This is a genomic window from Pseudomonas sp. S2_C11 (genome assembly GCF_054668395.1).
The window spans coordinates 293,005-311,685 of sequence record NZ_CP162765.1 but is presented as its reverse complement, the minus strand read 5'-3'; the positions used below and the strand labels follow the sequence as shown (position 1 = coordinate 311,685).

The 18,681-nt window shown below is 61.8% G+C and carries 19 protein-coding genes; 8 read left to right on the top strand and 11 right to left on the bottom strand.

Going from position 1 to position 18,681, the window contains the following annotated elements; genetic code table 11:
• Nucleotides 1-71 precede the first annotated feature (71 nt).
• Complete coding sequence (locus AB4N48_RS01485) at nucleotides 72-641, bottom strand: GNAT family N-acetyltransferase (RefSeq protein WP_460094681.1); 570 nt, start codon at nucleotides 639-641, stop codon at nucleotides 72-74.
• An 82-nt stretch (nucleotides 642-723) separates the two neighbouring features.
• Between AB4N48_RS01485 and AB4N48_RS01480 the strand changes: the two genes are divergently transcribed.
• Nucleotides 724-1,644: a histone deacetylase family protein gene (locus AB4N48_RS01480; RefSeq protein WP_460094680.1), complete on the top strand. Its 921-nt coding sequence runs from the start codon at nucleotides 724-726 to the stop codon at nucleotides 1,642-1,644.
• Between the two features lie 293 nt (nucleotides 1,645-1,937).
• A complete protein-coding gene (locus AB4N48_RS01475) occupies nucleotides 1,938-3,182 on the top strand; it encodes a TIGR03862 family flavoprotein (protein WP_460094678.1) in 1,245 nt (414 codons plus the stop codon).
• Between the two features lie 156 nt (nucleotides 3,183-3,338).
• On the opposite strand, the gene AB4N48_RS01470 is transcribed toward AB4N48_RS01475, so the two are convergent.
• The 5 genes from AB4N48_RS01470 to AB4N48_RS01450 form a co-directional block, all read right to left on the bottom strand.
• Nucleotides 3,339-4,679, bottom strand: coding sequence for a DEAD/DEAH box helicase (locus tag AB4N48_RS01470; RefSeq protein WP_041477749.1), 1,341 nt, complete (start codon nucleotides 4,677-4,679; stop codon nucleotides 3,339-3,341).
• 52 nt (nucleotides 4,680-4,731) lie between these two features.
• Complete coding sequence (gene yedA / locus AB4N48_RS01465; protein WP_041477748.1) at nucleotides 4,732-5,667, bottom strand: drug/metabolite exporter YedA; 936 nt, start codon at nucleotides 5,665-5,667, stop codon at nucleotides 4,732-4,734.
• A gap of 324 nt (nucleotides 5,668-5,991) precedes the next feature.
• Nucleotides 5,992-6,597 (bottom strand): 3'-5' exonuclease, encoded by a 606-nt coding sequence (locus tag AB4N48_RS01460; RefSeq protein WP_024014425.1) that lies wholly within the window; start codon nucleotides 6,595-6,597, stop codon nucleotides 5,992-5,994.
• A gap of 35 nt (nucleotides 6,598-6,632) precedes the next feature.
• Entirely contained in the window at nucleotides 6,633-7,112 is a 480-nt protein-coding gene (locus AB4N48_RS01455; RefSeq protein WP_041477747.1) for a LabA-like NYN domain-containing protein, read from the bottom strand.
• A gap of 287 nt (nucleotides 7,113-7,399) precedes the next feature.
• Nucleotides 7,400-8,161, bottom strand: a complete 762-nt coding sequence (locus tag AB4N48_RS01450) for a DUF2076 domain-containing protein (protein WP_457265196.1) — start codon at nucleotides 8,159-8,161, stop codon at nucleotides 7,400-7,402.
• Nucleotides 8,162-8,338: 177 nt separating this feature from the next.
• Between AB4N48_RS01450 and AB4N48_RS01445 the strand changes: the two genes are divergently transcribed.
• Nucleotides 8,339-9,013 carry a YciC family protein gene (locus tag AB4N48_RS01445; RefSeq protein ID WP_016773061.1) on the top strand — a complete coding sequence of 225 codons (675 nt, stop codon included), beginning with the start codon at nucleotides 8,339-8,341 and terminating at the stop codon, nucleotides 9,011-9,013.
• Nucleotides 9,014-9,088: 75 nt separating this feature from the next.
• Nucleotides 9,089-10,168 carry an endonuclease/exonuclease/phosphatase family protein gene (locus tag AB4N48_RS01440; protein WP_460094676.1) on the top strand — a complete coding sequence of 360 codons (1,080 nt, stop codon included), beginning with the start codon at nucleotides 9,089-9,091 and terminating at the stop codon, nucleotides 10,166-10,168.
• 11 nt (nucleotides 10,169-10,179) lie between these two features.
• On the opposite strand, the gene AB4N48_RS01435 is transcribed toward AB4N48_RS01440, so the two are convergent.
• From AB4N48_RS01435 to hrpB, 3 genes are all read right to left on the bottom strand, one after another.
• Nucleotides 10,180-10,605 carry a hypothetical protein gene (locus AB4N48_RS01435; RefSeq protein WP_052392144.1) on the bottom strand — a complete coding sequence of 142 codons (426 nt, stop codon included), beginning with the start codon at nucleotides 10,603-10,605 and terminating at the stop codon, nucleotides 10,180-10,182.
• Between the two features lie 13 nt (nucleotides 10,606-10,618).
• Nucleotides 10,619-11,191 (bottom strand): hypothetical protein, encoded by a 573-nt coding sequence (locus AB4N48_RS01430; RefSeq protein ID WP_041477744.1) that lies wholly within the window; start codon nucleotides 11,189-11,191, stop codon nucleotides 10,619-10,621.
• 130 nt (nucleotides 11,192-11,321) lie between these two features.
• A complete protein-coding gene (hrpB, locus tag AB4N48_RS01425; RefSeq protein WP_460094673.1) occupies nucleotides 11,322-13,841 on the bottom strand; it encodes an ATP-dependent helicase HrpB in 2,520 nt (839 codons plus the stop codon).
• A gap of 110 nt (nucleotides 13,842-13,951) precedes the next feature.
• Between hrpB and AB4N48_RS01420 the strand changes: the two genes are divergently transcribed.
• Together AB4N48_RS01420 and AB4N48_RS01415 are read left to right on the top strand one after the other, a co-directional pair.
• Nucleotides 13,952-14,371 (top strand): polyribonucleotide nucleotidyltransferase, encoded by a 420-nt coding sequence (locus AB4N48_RS01420; protein WP_252868336.1) that lies wholly within the window; start codon nucleotides 13,952-13,954, stop codon nucleotides 14,369-14,371.
• Between the two features lie 13 nt (nucleotides 14,372-14,384).
• A complete protein-coding gene (locus AB4N48_RS01415) occupies nucleotides 14,385-15,281 on the top strand; it encodes a cation diffusion facilitator family transporter (protein WP_073475637.1) in 897 nt (298 codons plus the stop codon).
• Here the strand turns inward: AB4N48_RS01415 and AB4N48_RS01410 are convergent.
• Complete coding sequence (locus AB4N48_RS01410; RefSeq protein WP_460094671.1) at nucleotides 15,275-16,213, bottom strand: DUF6515 family protein; 939 nt, start codon at nucleotides 16,211-16,213, stop codon at nucleotides 15,275-15,277. The genes AB4N48_RS01415 and AB4N48_RS01410 overlap by 7 nt on opposite strands.
• Nucleotides 16,214-16,663: 450 nt before the next feature.
• Here AB4N48_RS01410 and AB4N48_RS01405 point away from each other — a divergent pair, with 450 nt between their 5' ends.
• Nucleotides 16,664-17,143, top strand: a complete 480-nt coding sequence (locus AB4N48_RS01405) for an Lrp/AsnC family transcriptional regulator (protein ID WP_007909658.1) — start codon at nucleotides 16,664-16,666, stop codon at nucleotides 17,141-17,143.
• Between the two features lie 672 nt (nucleotides 17,144-17,815).
• On the top strand, nucleotides 17,816-18,025 hold the full coding sequence (locus AB4N48_RS01400; protein WP_016773053.1) for a DUF2788 domain-containing protein: 210 nt from the start codon (nucleotides 17,816-17,818) through the stop codon (nucleotides 18,023-18,025).
• Here AB4N48_RS01400 and AB4N48_RS01395 read toward each other — a convergent pair.
• A complete protein-coding gene (locus AB4N48_RS01395) occupies nucleotides 18,020-18,655 on the bottom strand; it encodes a pseudouridine synthase (RefSeq protein WP_095181889.1) in 636 nt (211 codons plus the stop codon). The genes AB4N48_RS01400 and AB4N48_RS01395 overlap by 6 nt on opposite strands.
• Between the last annotated feature and the right edge of the window lie 26 nt (nucleotides 18,656-18,681).

Below are 18,681 nucleotides of genomic sequence, written 5' to 3'. Positions count from 1 at the left end.
GCTGCGGCGGACGATTCAGGTTCTGGCACGGGCCAAATACGATGGCGGCCATTGTAAACGTCCGTGTCGGCTTATTCATGCAAGGTTTGCAGCCATTGTTCGCGACTGATGCGATACAGAACATGGCGGCACAACGGGTGATCGAGCGCAAGCTTGGGGTGATCGAAATCATCCTGCGGATCGTGATGCATGCCGATCGCCTGCATGACCTTCTCCGACTGCGCGTTCTGCCCGGCGGTAAACGAGACGATTTCCTCCAGTTTCAACTGGTCGAAACACGCGCGCAGAGCCGTCCACGCCGCTTCACTGGCGTAACCCAGGCCCCAGTGTTCCTTGGCCAGACGCCAGCCGATCTCCACCGCCGGAGTAAACGGCGCATCGAAGCCGACCACGCCCAACCCGGTGAAACCGATGAACTCGCCCGTGTCCTTGCGCTCCAGTGCCCACAGGCCGAAGCCGTGCTCGGCGAAATGCCCGCGCACGCGGCCGATCAATGCGGCGCTTTCGAGCCGGGTCAGCGGCGCCGGAAAGTAGCGCATCACCTGCGGATCGGCGCACATCGCGGCGAATGCCGGCAAATCCTCGTCCTGCCATTGACGCATCAACAAGCGCGCGCTTTGCAGCTCCAGTATCGGCTCCATCGTCCCCTCCATTTCCATGCCGTTGAGTCTACACCGCTGGTAGGATCGTTCATTCTTTCCCAGGTTCTGCGCGAAACAAGCCATGCCTTTGCCGTTGATCTATCACGAAGACTACAGCCCCGAGTTTCCTGCGGAGCACCGCTTCCCCATGGACAAGTTTCGTCTGTTGCGCGATCACCTGGTCGACAGCGGCCTGACCCGCGACGCCGACCTGCTGCGCCCGCAGATCTGCCCCAACGACATCCTCGCCCTCGCCCATGACCGCAGCTATATCGAACGCTACATGAGCGGCGAGTTGTCCCGCGAAGACCAACGGCGCCTCGGCCTGCCGTGGAATGAAGCGCTGGCGCGGCGCACCGTACGCGCGGTGGGCGGTTCGATCCTGGCGGCAGAGCAAGCGCTGGAACATGGTCTGGCCTGTCACCTGGCCGGCGGCACCCATCACGCTCACTACGATTACCCCGCTGGCTTCTGCATCTTCAATGACCTGGCGATCATCAGCCAGTACCTGTTGCAGAGCGGCCGGGTCAATCGCGTGCTGATCTTCGATTGTGACGTGCATCAGGGCGACGGCACCGCGCGGATTCTGCATGACACGCCGGAGGCGATTACCGTTTCCCTGCACTGCGAGAAGAATTTTCCCGCGCGCAAAGCCGAAAGTGACTGGGATATTCCGCTGCCCAAAGGCATGGGCGATGCCGAATATCTGCAGGTGGTCGATGACACGCTCAATTACCTGCTGCCGCTGTATCAACCGGATCTGGTGCTCTACGACGCCGGCGTCGATGTGCACAAGGACGATGCCCTCGGTTATCTGCAACTGACCGACGCCGGGGTGGCCGAGCGCGATGAACGGGTGATGCGCCATTGCCTGGGCCGCGACATCCCGGTGGTCGGGGTGATCGGCGGCGGCTACAGCAAGGATCGCCACGCCCTCGCCCGCCGCCACGGCATCCTCCATCACAGCGCGCAACGGGTCTGGGATTCACACGGCTGTCATTGAAACGTGCTGCGTTACCCACAATCGCTGTGGAACTGGCTGTGGATAACCTGAGTGAAAGGGACTGCAGGCCATGCTGGGCAAGGCGCCCAGCGCACTGTTTGTTTTTTAACCAGCCTCGAAATACACCGCAGCCCCGGTGGGAGCGAGCCTGCTCGCGAAAGCTTTAGCACCCACAACATCTCATTGACTGACAGACCGCGTTCGCGAGCAGGCTCGCTCCCACATGGGGTCTCCCACAGGGTTCAGCGCTGTTAGAATGCGCGCCTTGTCCCGCCATACCGCAGCGCACGCCCATGACCCAGAACTCCGCCTCCGCCACCCCCCTCGTCGCCATCATCGGCGGTGGCCCCGCAGGCCTGATGGCCGCCGAAGTGCTGAGCCAGGCCGGAATCCGCGTCGACGTGTACGACGGCATGCCCTCGGTTGGGCGCAAGTTCCTGCTGGCCGGGGTCGGCGGCATGAACATCACCCACTCCGAAGCGTACCCGGCGTTTCTCTCCCGCTACGCTGAACGCGCACCGCAGATCGCCCCGCTGCTGCGCGCATTCGATGCCGATGCCTTGTGCCAGTGGATTCACGATCTGGGCATCGAAACCTTCGTCGGCAGCTCCGGCCGCGTGTTCCCCACCGACATGAAAGCCGCCCCGCTGTTGCGCGCCTGGCTCAAGCGCCTGCGCGACAGCGGCGTGGTTATCCACACCCGCCATCGTTGGCTCGGCTGGGACGCAAGCGGTGCACTGCGGATCGCCAGCCCGCAAGGCGAAATCAGCGTAAACCCCGACGCCACCCTGCTCGCCCTCGGCGGCGGCAGTTGGGCGCGCCTGGGCTCGGATGGCGCGTGGATGTTGCCGCTGGAGCAGCGCGGCGTGGATCTGGCACCGTTGCAGCCAAGCAATTGCGGCTTCGAGGTGCAGGCCTGGAGCGATCTGATGGTGAGCAAATTCGCCGGCGCGCCGCTGAAAAACATTGCCATCGGTTTGAACGACGACATCCCGCGCTTGGGCGAATGCGTGATCACCGCGACCGGCATTGAAGGCAGCCTGATCTATGCGCTGTCGGCGCCGATTCGTGAGGAAATCAATCGCTATGGCGCAGCGGTTATCCACATCGACCTGCTGCCCGGCCGGCCTGTGGATAAATTGCAGGCAGCCCTGAGCAAACCACGTGGCTCGCGCTCAATGGCCAAGCATCTGCACAGTCAGGTGGGGATTGATGGGGTTAAAGCAGCGTTGTTGCGCGAGCTGACCGATGCCGAAACCTTCGCCAATCCGGCGCTGTTGGCCCGAGCGATCAAAGCGTTGCCGCTGACACTGGTGAAAACCCGTCCGCTGGATGAAGCGATCAGCAGTGCTGGTGGCGTGAGATTCGAGGCGATGGATGAGCGCTTGATGCTCAAGGCGCTTCCGGGGGTGTTTTGTGCGGGCGAGATGCTCGACTGGGAAGCGCCGACGGGCGGCTACTTGCTGACCGGGTGTTTTGCCAGTGGGCGGGCGGCTGGGCTGGGAATCGTGCAGTGGCTTAAGCACAAACCCCTGTAGGAGCTGACGAGTGAAACGAGGCTGCGATCTTTTGATCTTCAAAAATCAACATCAACATCAAAAGATCGCAGCGTTCCGCAGCTCCTACAGGGAAACGCATCCCCAATGTGAGAGCGAGCCTGCTCGCGAAGGCGTTATCGCAGACGCCGCATCAAATCACGGCTTGCGCTTACGCGGCCCAGTATTGAACACCGGCACTTTGCGCACTGGCTTGATCGATGGCTCCGGTGCCGAGGTCTCGCCGCTGTCGACCCACTTGCCCAGATTGCGTTTTCCACCGCCACCGCCCGAGGCTTTCGGCTTCTTCGGTTTCTTCGGCTTCTTGATCACCTGACCGCTGGCATCGGTATCAGGCACGCGGTGCTCAGGTTCGAAATCCGGCTCGTTCTGGCGCTTCAGGTTCTGCCGCGTCAGCATTTCGATGGCCGAGAGCATGTTCACTTCATCGGCACACACCAGCGAAATCGCCTCACCGGTGGCACCCGCGCGGCCAGTGCGGCCGATGCGGTGAATGTAATCCTCGGCGACGATCGGCAGATCGAAGTTGACCACCAGCGGCAGGTCTTCGATGTCCAGACCACGGGCGGCGACGTCGGTCGCGACCAGAATCTGCACTTCGCTGAGCTTGAAACGGTCCAGCGCGCGCTGGCGCGTGGCCTGCGGTTTGTCGCCATGGATGCCGTCAGCATTCACACCGAGGCCCTGAAGTTTTTCCACCAGCGCATCGACGCCATTGCGGGTTTTGGCGAACACCAGCACCTGCTTCCACTTGTTCTTGCGCATCAGGTGCACGAACAGTTCAGCCTTGCGCTTCTTGTCTACGGTGACGATCCACTGCTTGACCGTGTTGGCAGCGACGTTGCGCGGGCTGACTTCGACGCTCAAAGGATCGTTGAGCATCTGCCCGGCAAGCAGGCGGATATCATCGGAGAAGGTCGCGGAAAACAGCAGGGTCTGGCGTTTTTTCGGCAGCATGCGGTAAATATTCGCCAGTTCTTCGGAGAAGCCCAGGTCGAGCATACGATCGGCTTCATCCAGCACCAGCGTTTGCAGTTGATCGAGTTTCAGCGCGTTCTGGCGGAACAGGTCGATCAAGCGACCGGGTGTGGCGACCAGCACATCGACGCCGCCGCGCAGCTTCATCATCTGCGGGTTGATGCTGACACCGCCATACACCGCGTAAGTACGCAGCGGCAGGTTTTCCGCGTACTGGCGCACGGCTTCGTGGACCTGCTCGGCCAGCTCGCGGGTCGGCACCAGAATCAGCGCACGCGCCGAATTGGCGGTGACTTTCGGCCCTTCCATGGTCAGCAACTGCAACAGCGGCAAAGCGAAACCGGCAGTTTTACCGGTGCCGGTCTGGGCCGCTGCCATCAGGTCACGACCGGCCAGCACCGCCGGAATGGCTTGCGCCTGCACCGGCGTCGGGGTCTGGTAGCCGAGCGTCTCGAGGGAGCGCAGCAAGGGTTCGATCAGGCCAAGGGAGGCGAAAGTCATGGGAGTACCGTAGGAAAAAATGACGCGGGGATGCAATGCCGCGCAGTTTACCCTAATTCGTACGCGCTTCCGTCGGAACGGCTTTCGCCTCTTCCACGGGTGGCTGCGCAGGTCGACGCCACTGCGGCAGGCTGATCAGCAGCACGGCGCTGATGATCACCAGCATCGCCAGCGCTTCTTCGATGCCGATGGTCTCGCCGACAAACACCACGCCGAGCAACACCGCCACCGCCGGGTTGACGTAGGCATAACTGGTCGCCGCCGCCGGGCGCACGTGTTTGAGCAGATACATGTAGGAATTGAAGGCGATGATTGAGCCAAAGAAGATCAGATAGGCCAGCGCCAGCCAACCCTCGAGCGGCGGCATGGCTTGCAGGTGCTCGCCACTCAGCGCACTGCCGATCAGCAAGACCACGCCGCCGACGAGCATTTCCACCGCACTGGCCATCGCCCCTGCTGGCAGCGGCAGATGCTTGCTCCATACCGAACCGAACGCCCAGCTCGCCGCCGCGAAGATCAGCAACATCGCGCCGAGCGGGCTCGATTGCAGGTTGGAACCCATGTTGAGCATGGCGATGCCAATAATCCCCAACGCCACACCGGCCCACTCCAGTCGCGTATTGCGCGCGCCCCAGAAGTAGCCGAACAACAAGGTGAACAGTGGCACCGTCGCCACCGCCAGCGCGGCAACGCCGGAAGCCACACCAGTGTGCTCGGCCACGCTGACCGCGCCATTACCAAAACTGAGCAGCAGAATGCCGACCAGCCCCGCCGCTTTCCACTGCGCCCAGGTCGGCGCCGCAGCCCCGCGCCAGCGCAGCCAGGCATACATCAAGCTGCCGGCAATGACAAAGCGCACCCCGGCCAGCAACAGCGGCGGCCAGTATTCGACGCCGATGCGAATCACCAGATAGGTCGATCCCCAAATCACGTACAACGCAAAAAACGCAGCGATCAACGGCAGGGAAAAACGGCGCAAGGCAGGCATGGGCAGCTCGACAGTCAGATTCGGTGAACGGTTTATTCTAGAAAGGCCGCCGCGCAAAAATAAGTTACAAAACCTGTTTTTCGCGCCGGTACACTTTTGCATGAAAGCAACTGAGACCGCTAAGGTCCTTGTGGGAGCGAGCCTGCTCGCGAAAGCGGTGTATCAGTCACAGTTGCGTTGAATGACACACCGCATGGATCGTCCCCACGCTCCGCGTGGGAATGCCTCAACGGACGCTCTGCGTTCGGCTTTGAAAGGGACGCGGAGCGTCCCGGGCTTCATTCCCACGCTGGGCGTGGGAACGATCAGTCGGAGTACCCGGGATCAGCGATAACGCTGCAGATGCTCGCCGACTTTTGCGGCAGGGACTTTCTGCAACTTGCACAGCAGGTCGTGATTCAACTCGCGCACTCCATGTTTGCCTCGCAGCTCTTGCGCCAAATGCGCCATCAGATTGGCCGCCATCTCGGCATCGGCCATGGCCCGGTGAGCCTGGCCGGTGTGCGGCAACTGCGCGAACGTGGTGAGCGTACCGAGCTTGTGATTCGGCGCCGCCGGCATCAGGCGCCGCGCCAGCAGCAGTGAACAGGCGAAATTCTGCAGGCGTGTGCGTTTGATCCGCCCCAGTTCGAAATCCCAGAACTTCTGGTCGAACGAGGCGTTGTGCGCCAGCAACGGCGTGCAGCCGACGAATTCGTTGACCTCTTCCATCACCCGCTCGGCCGGCGGCGCGGTGCGCAGCATGGCGTTGCTGATGCCGGTCAGTTGCTCGATGAACGCGGGGACGCGCACGCCGGCGTTCATCAGGCTCTGGTAACGCTCGACGATGCGGCCGTTTTCCAGCATGACCACGGCGATTTCCGTGGCGCGGCAGCTGCTGTTCGGCGACAGGCCGGTGGTTTCAAAGTCGATGACTGCGATGCGTTCCAAACCGGGTTCAACTCCGTACAGATAAGTTCTTGAGCTTAATTCTTTAACAGCAGCGCGCCTTCGATCGGCACGTAGCGGCTGGCGGCGCGGATCAGCGAGTTGGCGGTCAGGCCAGGGACGCCGTAGGCCACCGCTTGCACACCGTGCTTGTTGATGATGCGCTCGAGCAGCATGTCGAAATCGCCGTCACCGGAGGCCAGCACCACTTCGTCGACATGGTCGGCGGCGTCCATGATGTCCAGGGTAATGCCCACGTCCCAGTCACCCTTGGCCGAGCCGTCGCTGCGCTGGATGTAGGGCTTGAGCTTCACGATGAAGCCGAGGTTGCGCAGGATCTGCTGAAACTGCTGCTGCTTGCTGTCGCCACGGTCGATCGCGTAGGCGTAGGCCTCGACGATCTGCCCGTTCTTGCTGATGTCCGCCCACAATGCGGCGTAGTTGAAGTGGCAACCATAGGCCTGACGCACGGTGTAGTAGAGGTTCTGCACATCGGCGAACACTGCGATTTTTTTCACCGGAGTTCCTGTGGGCGCACAAGCGCACGAAGCGGGGTCAGGCGATCAGGCCTGAAAAAGGCGATCAGTATGCCAGCCAAGAGAAAGATTCAGCGAATAATCACCGGCTGGCGCCGAGATGTCCCTGACAAACGGTGTTGTGGTGAGGGGATTTAGCGAAACGTCGCACCGCCCCGCTGGGCTGCGCAGCAGTCCTCGCTCCAATTAGGAAAAGCGGGGCTGCTACGCAGCCCAACGGGGATAAATCCCCTCGCCACAGGGGTCGATGTCAGCCTTGAAAGGCTATGTCAGACGAAAGAGTCGTCGTCATCGAAGAACGACGAATTGTCGCTGCTGTAATCGGCGTCGCTGAAACCGCCCTGGTCATTGCCCGAGAAGCCGTTGTCCGCCACGCGCTGATCATCGCCCCAGCCGTTGTTGCTCTGATCGGCGACCTGCGCCGGTTCTTCCTTGATGACCTCGACGATTTCTTCCGGTTGCTGATTGTGGTGGAACAGGCTGCTGATGCCCTGCGCCAGCATCACACCGCCGGCCACGCCAGCGGCGGTTTTCAGCGCGCCGCCGAGGAAGCTGTTGCCCGCCGCCGGGGCTGCCTGCTGCGCATAGTTGGGTGGCGCGGCGCCGAAGCTCTGTTGTGGCGCCGGTGCCTGGTAGCTCTGCTGCGGCGCTGGTTCACGCCAGCCGCCGGAGGACGACGGCGCTGCGCTCTGGCTCGGCGCCGGACGCGAATTGCCGCCACCAAAAATGCTCGACAGAAAGCCACCGCCACCGCTCGCTGCCGCAGCGCCACTCTGGGCCTTGGCCGATTGCAGCTCGGCCTGCAGGCGCTGGACTTGCTGGGTCAGTTGCTTGTTCTGCTCATCGAGGCTTTTCAGCGCGGCCTCTTGCACCAGAATCGCCTGGGTCATGAAATAACCTGCCGCCGGTTGGCGCGTCAGGTGTTCCTTGATCCGCGCCTCGGCCTGGGCGTCGCGCGGGGCTGCCTCCGTCTCGGCCTGTTGCAGCCGGGAAAACAGTCCATCGATCAGGGTTTGCTCTTCGCTGTTCATGGCGACCTCGTAGATTGCCGGTAATAACGTGCCCGCGCCCACTCTGGGCGCGGTGCTCTCCTGTAATGGAGACAGTGACAAAACGTTTCAATGACCTTTACCGAATGTTTACGTTTGTGTCGCCCCGCGTTGCATCGGTTAAAGTGAGCCACTGTTTTCGACCTGCGATACCGACTGATGAATGCCCTCGAAGTACTGCGCGACTCTTTGTATTTTTTCAAACGCCATCTGGGCAGCATCGTGCAGTTGTGCCTGCCGCTGGTGATTGTCGAAGCTTTCTTGCAGCAGGCGGTCGATCACGCCACCGGGCCGGACACCTTCGCCGGAGTCAGCATCATCGTCGGCCTGCTGGTGTATCCGCTGTACACCGCCGCGCTGATCCTGTTTCTCGATGCGCGCAGCCGTGGCGAGTCGCCGCGCAACCGCGACCTGCTGGCGATGGCCGCAACCCTGTGGCCACGCTTCGCCGTGCTGACCGCGCTCAATACCTTGCTGATTCTGCTGGGCCTGTCGCTGTACTTCCTGCCGGGCCTGATGCTGATGGTCATGCTCGCCTTCGCTGAATACCTGCTGGTGCTGCGCGGCCTCGGGCCGTTGCAGGCAATGAAGGAAAGTCTGCGCCTGACGCGCGGGCACTTCTGGCGCATCCTGCTGTGCATTCTCTGCGTGATGACTCCGTTGTGGTTGCTCAAGGGCGCGACGCTGGCGGTGTACCCCGAACCGCAGAATCCGCTGATTGCCGGGCTGATCGACAGTGCCCACAGCTTTCTGCAACTGTTCACCAGTGTGGTGCTGTTCCGCCTGTTCATGCTGATCAGCGAATTGCCTGACAAACGTAACGGAGCGGTCTGACCGCGCCGTGCTTGGGCTTCGCGGCTGCCGTCAGGTATGCTCGGGGCCACTTCCTGTAACGCTATAAGCCGAGCCATGACCCGTCTGCTGCGCTACACCCTGCTTCTCGTCATCCTTGCCGTCGTCCTGTTCGGCGTACTGCTGTTCAGCCTGACCTGGCGCCCCGATGCCCGCGAAACCCTGCCGGTCCGTTGCAGCACCACGGCGCCGACGCTGGTGCCCGGGCAAGCACTGAAAGTCATGACCTGGAACGTGCAGTTCCTCGCCGGCAAGCGCTACGTATTCTGGAATGACCTGGCTCAGGGCGACGACGAAGCGCCGACCGCCGAAGACATGGCCTTCAGCCTCGACGAAGTGGCGCGGGTGATCCGCGACGAACAACCCGATGTGGTGCTGTTGCAGGAGCTCGACGACGGCGCCAAGGCCAGCGATTACCAGAATCAGCTAAAGCTGTTGCAGGAACGCGTCGCCGATCTGTACCCGTGCAGCACCAGCGCCTTCGACTGGAAGGCGGATTTTGTTCCCGAGCCACATATCTACGGCAGCGTCGGCCGCCAGTTGGCCACCTTGAGTCGCTATCGCATCGAACACGCCGAACGCCTGCAACTGCCCGTGGCCCCGAGCAACTTCATCAGCCGCCAGTTCCAGCCCAAAGACGCTTTGCTGGCCGTCAAACTGCCGCTCAGCGATGGCGGACAACTGACCGTATTCAACACCCATCTGCAGCGCGCCAGCGAGCCGGACGGCCACCTGCAGGCGCAAGTCGCCGCCGTGGCCAAGGTGCTCGACAAGTATGAAAGCCAAGGCCTGCCCTGGCTGATCGGTGGCGATTTCAATCTGCTGCCGCTGGGCCAGTACCGGCGCCTGCCCGTGGAGCGCCGCACGCCCTACTCTGCCGACAGCGAACTGCACTTGCTGTGGGACAAATACCCGATGATCCCGACCAACAACGAGGCTGGCGGCATCGACCGGGCCAAATGGCTGACCCATTACCCCAACGACCCCGGCCTCAACGGCCCGGATCGCACGGTGGATTATCTGTTCTACAGCCCGAAGCTCAAACGCCTGCAAGCCCAGGTGCGACAGGACGATACCTTGCGCATCTCCGACCACTTGCCGGTGATTGCGCGCTTCTTGCTACCCGCTGCGCCATAAGCGCTATGCCCTTAGAAGCCGGGCGGAATGTAACCGGGGACAAACCGGACGCCCAGGCACTTGCCATGCAGGATTCGCCCGTCCTCGATCAGGAACTGTGCAATCTTCTTCTGTTGATCGATCTTCGCCTGCAATTTGCAATCGGAACTGTGCCCAACTTGCTGATAATGCTCGGTGTACACCATGCCGTTGCCGGTATGGGTCATCGAAGTGCCAGCCGCTTCGGTGGTGGTCCAGCTCGCGGACTTGTACCAGGTCAGCACGGCCAAGGGTTCGCCATTTGGGCCGATTTCTTTTTTCATCGAATCAGGCGTGCCGAACAGGTCCAGTGCTTCCTGGAGATCGCGGCCTTCCCAGCGGCTCTGCGCGATAGTGCCACAACCGCTCAAGAGCAATCCTGCCACTAGGGTTGCCAGCCACAAACGTGTGTAAGTCATTGGTCGCCCCGGCCTATTTCTTGAGTTCGAGCAGGCTGTCGATGTTGTCCATCATCTGGCTCTTTTGCTGGATCGGCGCGAGCTTGAAGAACATCTGCTGCAGCATCTCGATCATCTGCAGGTATTCCATCTTGCCCACGGCGGCCATGTCGTTTTTCGCGCGACTGCCAGGGGCGCAGGCAAACTTCAGCGCTTGCTGGACCCAGAACTCTTTGGGGGTCTGCCATTGATTGGCAACTTTCAGATGACGCATGGTGTAGGCAAGACGCTCGATGGACTGGCCATTGATAAAACGCACCTTGCCCGTAGAGCATTGGGCTTCGAGGTTGTAGACGTCGATCATCGGTTTGCCCGGCTCTTCATACACCAGGGTCACTGCGACCATGGTCGCGCCTTTGGTTTTCTGCGAAGGCACGACCGAGGTGGCATCAGCGACGTACATGATGTTTTTCTGGGGCACGCCGTTGCCGTAGATAATCCACCAGTCGCCAATCGGGTTGGACTCTTCGGCCATTGCCGGATCAGAGGCGGCCAGCAGCGCAGCCGACAAGAAGATCAACTTCTTGAACTTGAAGAAAGAGCTCATGGGCAGTTCCGTTCCTTGGGCGCAAGTTGTCAGGCAACAAGGCTTGTTATTGTTCAGGCGGCGATTTTGCGAGCCTGAACAACCAAGGGCAATTAGCACGGATGGGCTAATGGCACGCAGCCATTGCGGGTCAGGTGCCCCGTGGTTTCGCCCGCGCCGTGGCTTCGGCGACCAAGGGATCGTCCGGCCAATAATGCTTCGGATAACGCCCCTTCAGATCCTTCTTCACCTCGGCATAGGTGCTGCGCCAGAAGTTGGCCAGATCCTGCGTGACCTGCACCGGCCGCCGCGCTGGCGAGAGCAGATGCAGCTTGACCACTTGCCTCCCGCCGGCAATCCGAGGCGTATCGGCCAGACCAAACAGCTCCTGCAAGCGCACCGCGAGAATCGGTGGATGGTCGCTGTAATCCAGGCGAATCGATGAACCCGACGGCACGCTCAAATGATGCGGCGCCAGTTCGTCGAGCTTCTGCGGCAGCGGCCACGGCAGCAGATTGCGCACGATGCTCGACAGGTCGAGGTTGGCGAAATGGCTCAGCCGCGAGACCTTGCCCAGATAGGGCAGCAACCAGTCTTCCAGGGTATTGAGCAGCGCTGTATCGCTGACATCCGGCCATTGGCTGTCGTCCTGAGTGCGCAGATCGAGCTGGCGCAACAGCGCCACCCGCGCTTGCCACTGGCGCAGTTCCGGCGTCCATGGCAGCAGCTCCAGACCCTTGCGTCGCACCAGATTGACCAGTGCCTGACTGCGCGCGTTTTCATCGAGACCGGTCAACGGTTCGCGGCTGAGAATCAGCTCGCCGACCTTGCGCTGGCGCTCGGCACGCAGCACGCCTTCGCGTTCATCCCAATCGAGTTGGTCAACGCTGCGCACTTGCTCGGCGAGCACCGAGTCGAACAGCGCCGGATCGAAATCCGCCGCCAGATAGATGCGTTCTTCGCGCTGGCCCTGACGGCTGCCGAGGTCGGCGATGACAATCCACTCATGCTTCATCAAGCTGTCGGCCTCAGCGAACAGCGCGGCGCGACCGTTGGCCAAGCGGTATTCGGCCCCCCCAGCACGCCGTTGCTGGGCGACGCGATCCGGGTAGGCCAGCGCCAATAGCGCGCCGAGCCAGCGTGGATGCTCGGGATCGTTTACCGGTTCGCTCGGCTTGCCGCGCAGATAGCCGCGATATTGCCGAGCCAATTGCCGGGCACGTTGCACCCCGCCCTGCGCCCCACGACCGGCACGTTCTTGGCCAGAAAGCAGGACCAATCGGCTGTGCAGATCCGCGCCAGCGCCGCGCAGGATATCGCGCTCGCCGAGCAGCGCCGCCACATCGCAGGCCATCGCCGCCAGCCCCAATGCCTGACCGCGCAACAGCAAATGCGCAATGCGCGGATGCGCCGGCAATTCAGCCATCGCCTGGCCGTGGGCCGTCAGCGTGTCGCCGTGCAAGGCGCCGAGCCGTTGCAGCAGATCCTGCGCTTGCGCATACGCGGCCGCTGGCGGCACATCCAGCCAGACCAGTTCGCCCGGGGTCACGCCCCAGCGCCCCAGCTGCAAAGCGAGGCTGGCCAGATCCGCCGAGAGAATTTCCGCGCTGCCATAGGCCGCCAGTTGTTCGTGCTGATCCTGTGACCACAGGCGATAACACACGCCCGGCTCCAATCGCCCGGCGCGGCCGGCACGCTGGGTGGCGCTGGCCTTGGAGATGCGTTGAGTGTCGAGGCGGGTCATGCCGCTGCCCGGGTCGAAACGCGGCACCCGCGCCAGCCCGGCATCGATGACCACGCGCACGCCGTTGATGGTCAGGCTGGTCTCGGCGATGTTGGTTGCCAGCACCACTTTGCGCTGACCGGGCGGCGCCGGATCGATCGCCGCGCGTTGCGCATTGAGGTCGAGTTCGCCGTGCAACGGGCACAGCAAGATGTCTTTGCGCTCGCCAATGGCGTCGGCCAATTGCTGATGCACGCGACGGATCTCCGCTTGCCCCGGCAGAAACACCAACAGGCTGCCGGTCTCGTCGTGCAGCGCTTCGAGCACGGTTTGGGTAACGCGTTGATCGATGTATTCCCCTGGTTGGAACGGCCGGCCCCAGCGCATCGTCACCGGGTACATGCGGCCTTCGCTGCGCAGGATCGGCGCGTCATCGAGCAAGCCCGCCAGGCGCTCGCCTTCGAGGGTGGCCGACATCAGCAGAATCTTCAGCGGCTGTTCAGCGCGAAACAGCTCGCGACCGTTCAGACTGAGGGCCAGCGCCAGATCGGCGTCGAGACTGCGTTCATGAAATTCGTCGAAGATCAGTAAGCCCACACCCTCCAGCGCCGGGTCGTCCTGCAAGCGCCGGGTGAGAATGCCTTCGGTGACCACTTCGATACGCGTCTTCGGGCCGACTTTGCTGTCGAGGCGGATGCGATAGCCGACGGTTTCACCGACCTGCTCGCCGAGCTCGCTGGCCAAACGTTCCGCCGCTGCGCGCGCGGCCAGACGCCGTGGTTCGAGCATGACGATGGTCTGCCCGGCCAGCCAGGCTTCGTTGAGCAAGGCCAAGGGCACGCGGGTGGTCTTACCGGCGCCGGGCGGTGCTTCGAGCACGGCTTCGTGGCGTGACGCGAGGGCTTCACGCAGGGCGGGTAAAACATCATCGATCGGCAAAGAAATCATGCTGGCTCCCAAACAGAGCGGCGAGTATAACGACGAACTGTCTGACGTTCGTCAGGGTCTTAACTTCACAAGACGAAGCTTCGTTATTTGATGACTCAGGAGACATTTCCATGCGCTTACCCTCTCGCCTGATCGGCGGTGTTCTGGTCACCACTCTGCTCACGCAACTGTCGGCGTGCGGTTCGATTTTCTACCCGGACCGCCGTGGCCAGATCGACGGCAAGATCGACCCGGCGATTGCCGTGCTCGATGCCGTCGGCCTGCTGTTCTACATCATTCCCGGGCTGATCGCGTTTGCCGTCGACTTCGCCACCGGGGCGATCTATTTCGAACCGGGCCACACCGCGCAGATCGATCCGGCCAAGCTCAAGCAAGCCATCGGCCCGGACGGTCAGGTCGACAATCACAAGTTGCAGGCGATTCTCGAGAGCGAACTGGGTAAAGACTTTCCTCTCGACGACCCGCGCCTGATCCAGCACAAGGGCAGCACTCAGCAACTGGCGATGTTCGGCCTGCAACCCGCCGCTTGAATAAGGACGTTCAATGACCTCCAGCCCCGAACACGCCCGCCTGCTGCGGCTGGCGACCCGCGCCTCGGTGGCGGTCGCGTGCACGCTGATCGTCGCCAAAGCGATTGCCTGGTGGCTCAGCGGATCGGTGAGCATGCTCGCCGGCCTCACCGACTCGGCGCTGGATGGCGTCACCTCGATGCTCAATCTGCTGGCGGTGCATTACGCACTGCGCCCGGCGGATGACGATCACCGTTATGGCCACGGCAAAGCCGAATCGCTGGCGGGCATGGCGCAGGCGTTGTTCATCGGTGGCAGCGCGGTGCTGATCGCGTTCCAGGCCTACCAACGCTTGCAGACGCCGGAGCCGCTTGGCGCGCCGTGGCTGAGCATCGGTGTGATCGTGTTTTCCCTGCTGCTGACGGCGGCGCTGCTGATGTTGCAGCACCGGGTGATCAAGCAGACCGGCTCCAACGCCGTGCGCGCCGACTCCCTGCATTACCGTTCGGACCTGCTGCTCAACGGCAGCATCCTCATCGCGCTGGTGTTGGCCGGGATGGGTTTTGCGCAACTGGACGCGTGGTTCGGGCTGGGGATCGCCGTGTACATTTTCTGGAGTGCGATTCAGATCGCCCGGGAAAGTTTTTCGGTGTTGATGGACGAGGAGTTGCCGACCGATGTCAGCCAGCACATGCTCGAACTGGCGTGCAGCGTGCCGGGGGTGCTCGGTGCGCATGACTTGCGCACGCGGATCTCGGGCAACCACTGGTTCGTGCAATTGCACCTGGAATTGCCGGGCGAACTGACCCTGTCAGTCGCCCATGGCATCAGCGATCAAGCGGCGGCGGCGATCCACAAGGAATATCCGAAGGCCGAAGTGCTGGTGCACGCCGACCCACAGGAAGTGGTGCTCGCCGCCCGCACTCAATAATTGACTTGGTAACCGCGACTGCTCAGGCAGTTGCCCTGCGCCTGGCGATAAGCCTGAACCACCTCGGGCGCCGGTTGGTAGGTCGCGGTGCGCGGGTCGAAACCGCTTTGCTGCACAGCGTACTGCGAGCACTGGTAACCGTCCTGCTGCACCTGCTGCGGTGACTGGCCGTTGGCCGGGTAGGCTTCGACGTCATAGCCTTGAGATTGCGGTTGCGGCGGTTGCTGCAGCGGCGGCTCGACGACCACGTAATCCTGCGTCGCCTCTTGATAGGCGTAATACGAGCCGGCGGCGAGGAACAGCAGCGAGCCGCCGATCCACACTTCACGGGCGTAATCCGGCAAATGCTGGATGCGGATCCCGCGCGGCGGCTGCACGACGATGTAGCGCGGGCCTTGCGGGCGATACCAGTAGCCGCCGGAATAGAAGTAATCCTGACCGCGATACGGCACGCGGTAATCACGATCCGGGAAACGATCGATCACATGGCCCGGACGATATTGCGGGCCAGGCCCCCAGCCATTGCCATGACCGTTCGGCCGTCCCGGCCAGCGGTTGTCATCGGGACGTGGCCGCGTCTGCCATTGCTGATTGTGGTAACCATTCTGCGGGCGCTCGTCGCGGTAGTAACCCTGACGCGGCTCCTGAGTCTGGTGCACGGCGTCGGGTCGCGGCTGGATCGGCAGGTTGTTGCCCGGCTGGCGAGGCGGTTCTGGACGATCATCGACACGGTTGCGGTTCTGCCATTGACCGTCATTGTTGTGCGGCTGGCCGTTGTGCTCGAACTGATGGCTGTTGTCGCCACGGATGATCCCGTCGTTCTGCGGCCCGTTGCCCGGCCCGCGATTCTGCGGCTCATCGGCCAGCGCTTGCGCACTGACCCCCACACACAGCAAACCAACACCGGCCAGACGCCAGATGCGCGAATTCATGCTTTTCCTCACTGTGGGAGCCTGTCGTTGGCAGGGCTTGTTGCTGAGACTCGAAACAGCCCCATCGGGTTCTGCAACAGGTTATCAGTCGCGCGACTTATTTATTGAGGCGCCAACATGAAATCGCAGGCAAGAAAAAAGGGAGACCCGTCGGCCTCCCTTCTGGAGAACTTCGTCCTGGCTCGACGCTTTTGACGTCGGCTCACCTCACGCTGTCTTCTGGGCAGTGTGCAGCTCGGGGGCCGGCACATCCCCGGTGGGGGTGGCGGCCTCGGCGGGCCTGATTGGGCGGGCCGCGTGGACTGTGTTACCGAGCAGTGATTCTGGTGTTAAGAATAAGCCTGAGGCTGCGACACAGGATTGCGAAAATTGCTCAATTAAACACCGCTTGCGCAATTTTTAACCCTGGATAGATAATCTGCCGCAATAGTTACGACCAAGGACAGATTGATGAGCAAACTTGACCGGTATGACCTGAGTATTTTGGCGGAATTGCAGCGCGACGCCCGTATCTCCAACCAGGAACTGGCCGAACGCATCGGTCTGTCGCCCTCGCCTTGCTCGCGCCGGGTCAAGCAGCTGGAAGACGATGGCTATATCTCGCGCCAGGTGGCGCTGCTCGATCGCAAGATGCTCGGCTTGAGCCTGACCGCGTATGTACTGATCGGCATGGACCGGCACACCCCCGAGCGCTTCGAGAATTTCGAGGCGGCAATCCGCACGTTGCCGCAAGTGCTGGAATGCAGTCTGGTGACCGGAGTGGATGCCGACTACCAGTTAAAAGTGGTGGTGCCGGATATGGATCACTATCAGAAATTACTGCTGGGGCACCTGACTCGGATCGAGGGGGTCACCAGCGTGCGGTCGAGTTTTGTGCTGAACCAGGTTTTGAACAGTACTGAATTGCCGCTGACTCATTTGCGTAGCTAAGCAAAAGCCCCTCACCCCAGCCCTCTCCCGGAGGGAGAGGGAGCCGACCGAGAGATGCTCTAGAAGCACGCCGACCTGAAAGTTCTGTTGTGAATCCATAATCGACTCGATATTCAGGTCGATGTAAGACGCCAGACACCTCGGTCAGTCCCCTCTCCCGGAGGGAGAGGGAGCCGACCTAGAGATGCTCTAGAAGTACGCCGACCTGAAAGTTCTGTTGTGAATCCATAATCGACTCGATATTTCAGGTCGATGTAAGACGCCAGACGCCTCGGTCAGTCCCCTCTCCCGGAGGGAGAGGGAGCCGACCGAGAGATGCTCTAGAAGTACGCCGACCTGAAAGTTCTGTTGTGAATCCATAATCGACTCGATATTTCAGGTCGATGTAAGACGCCAGACGCCTCGGTCAGTCCCCTCTCCCGGAGGGAGAGGGAGCCGACCGAGAGATGCTCTAGAAGTACGCCGACCTGAAAGTTCTGTTGTGAATCCATAATCGACTCGATATTCAGGTCGATGTAAGACGCCAGACGCCTCGGTCAGTCCCCTCTCCCTCCGGGAGAGGGTTAGGGTGAGGGCAACAATTGCGGATCAGACCCAGATCAATGCCACCCCACCGACCATGGCGTATACTCGCCGCCGCCCTTTCAGCCCTGTCCGCGCCGGAGATCGCCAATGGATCCAGCACTGTTCGAAGAGTGGATGATGACCGGTCTGGTCAGCATCCTGATCATTTTCATGGGTTTCATCGTCTGGGATCTGGCGAAGAAGTCCAAGGCCGGGCGGTTCGGCTCGTTCATTCTGTTTTTCGTGCTGGGCCTGGGCGTGGCCGCGTTCATCATCAAGAGTGTGGTGATCGGCCTGATCGAATCCGGCGCCTTATAAGCGCGCCGGCACTTCCCGCCACTGGCCCTGATCCAGACCTTCAAGGGTCCAGTCACCAATCCTGACTCGCACCAGACGCAACGTCGGCAGCCCGACCGCCGCCGTCATGCGCCGCACCTGACGGTTGCGCCCTTCGCGAATCACCAGTTCCAGCCACGAAGTCGGTATGGTCGCGCGAAAGCGTACCGGCGGATTGCGCGGCCACAACTGCGGCTCAGCCAGTTGCCGCGCTTGGGCGGGCAGAGTCATGCCGTCATTCAGCTCGACGCCATCACGCAGGCGCTGCAACTGCTCAGCCGTCGGCTCGCCCTCCACCTGCACCCAATAGGTCTTCGCCAGTTTGTGTTTCGGATCGGCGATGCGCGCCTGCAACTGGCCGTCGTTGGTCAGCAGCAACAAACCTTCGCTGTCACGATCCAGACGTCCGGCCGGATAAATCCCCGGCACATCGATGTAATCCTTGAGCGTCGCCCGCCCTTCACCGTCGCTGAACTGCGTCAGCACATCGAAGGGTTTGTTGAACAGGATCAGCTTCGGCTCGGCCGGCGGCGCTTTTGCGACACGGCGTGGCGAGGACGATTGCGGCTTCACACCGGGACGGCGCGAAGGTGGACGGGGCGGACGGGACATAAGAGACAGAACATTTAGCGATCAGG